This is a genomic window from Streptomyces sp. NPDC041796, from assembly GCF_055590785.1.
This window is the reverse complement of record NZ_JBVJAH010000096.1, coordinates 1-1736: the sequence shown is the minus strand read 5'-3', so window position 1 is coordinate 1736 and position 1736 is coordinate 1. Positions and strand designations below refer to the sequence as shown.

The 1736-nt window shown below is 70.1% G+C and carries 1 protein-coding gene; it reads right to left on the bottom strand.

Going from position 1 to position 1736, the window contains the following annotated elements; genetic code table 11:
* Positions 1-53 precede the first annotated feature (53 nt).
* A complete protein-coding gene (locus tag ACZ6C1_RS39010; protein WP_078888147.1) occupies positions 54-1634 on the bottom strand; it encodes an ISL3 family transposase in 1581 nt (526 codons plus the stop codon).
* Positions 1635-1736 lie beyond the last annotated feature (102 nt).

Here is a 1736-nt window from a genome sequence, read left to right as displayed (position 1 = left end):
TGGCAAGATTTCCGTGACGCCGGGGTGTGCGACCGTGCGCCGGTGACGCTCCGTCACGGATAGTGGCGTCTGAGATGGGCCATGAGGATCACTCGTTGGCGTAGGAGGGGGACGCCGGCGCGGCCGGCCATGATCCGTTTCTGGAGCTTCAGGTCGGTGATGCGGCCTTCGTTGACGCCGGAGTTGAACGGGGTGGTGATGCCCTGGACCACCGCGGGCTGGTCCTCGTGGATTGCCTTGGCCAGGCCGGCCAGGGCTGGCAGGCGTGAGGTTGTGAGTTTCTTCAGCCAGTCCGGCAGCGGGGTGGCATCGCGTGCGTCGAGCATGGCGGCGAATTCCCGGACCAGGTCATGGGTCTGATTCAGCTCCGGGCAGGCGGCGCGGATGCGTTGCAGCCGCTCGGTGGCGTGCAGGCCGCGCCGCTGAGGCGTGGTGGTGATCCAGCGGGCGACCTCCCGTGGTGAGGGCGGACGCTCGCGCGGTGTGTCGATCGGCAGACCGCGACGCAGTGGCGCAACGGCCACCTTGACCCGCTGGTAGTGGCCACGGTAACCCTTAGCGACAAGCTCTTCGTGCAGCACCTTCGCGGTGTGCTCGCCTTCGTCCCACCGCTGCTGCAGATATTCCAGGTATGGATCGAGGCTGGTTGGCCGGCGCGGGCGGGATCGGCGTACGCACTCCTGCCAGCTGGACGCGCGGGCGTACTTGCGCACCGTGCGCCAGTCCAGCCCAAGTTCCCGCGCTGCCGCGTTGATCGAGCGGCCGGTGTCGGTCACCGCGTGCACCGCCTCGAACAGCCGCTTCGCGTGGCGGCGTGCGGGCGTATCGGCGCCGTCCGGCGCGGCCGCCGTGACCGAGGATGGCGCCGGGGTGGGCTCCGGCGCGGCGGCCGACAGGCAGCCGCGGTGCGCGGCGGCGATGTCCGCGACCCGTTTGGACAGCCCTTGCCACAGGTGGAATCGGTCGCTGACCTGCACCGCATCCGGGGCGCCGTCGGTGATGCCCTGCCGGTAGACCAGCGAGCCGTCGCGGCAGACGACCTCGATGCCGGGGTGGTCGCGCAGCCAGGCGGCCAGTTGCTCGGCGTCGCGGCCTTCCCAGAGGGTGAGCGGGAGCCGGGTGTCGGCATCCACCACCAGGGTGCCGTAGACATCCGCGTACAGGGCGAAATCGTCCACGCCCAGCACCCGGGGGGTCACCGGCGCCGGCAGCGGTATGCGCATCAGGTGCAGCAGCACGCTGGTCCGCGACAGCGGCACGTTCAGAATTTCCAGCAGCCTCGCGCCACCCCGGCCGGCAAGGAGCACCCCGGCCATCTCCACCAGATGCTGCAGTAGCGGGGTGCGGCGCCGATAGCGCACGGTCAGCCCCTCGACCTGCTCGGCGAACGTCCGGCGTCCGCAACGCGGGCTGTCACAGAACAACCGCCGCACCGACAGCCTGATCAGCACCGGACGGCCACCGACCGCGAGATCAGCCAGCGAGCGCACGTAGCGGCTGTGCACTCGCTCCGAGCATTCCCCGCAATCCGGGCAGGCCATCGCCCACTCGCCTGTGCGAGCGGCTATATGAACCACACCGCTCGCCACCCACACCCGCTCCACCCGCACCGCATCCAGGTGCGGGGACACCATCCCTACGATGTCATCACACTCAACGATGCTGGCGCCGCCCCTGACGGAGCGTCACCGGCGCACGGTCGCACACCCCGGCGTCACGGAAATCTTGCCAGGGCC

What these genes read in the sequence shown, in the direction of transcription:
- ACZ6C1_RS39010 (WP_078888147.1), bottom strand. Translation starts at nt 1,634, where the DNA reads ATGGTGTCCCCGCACCTGGATGCGGTGCGGGTGGAGCGGGTGTGGGTG.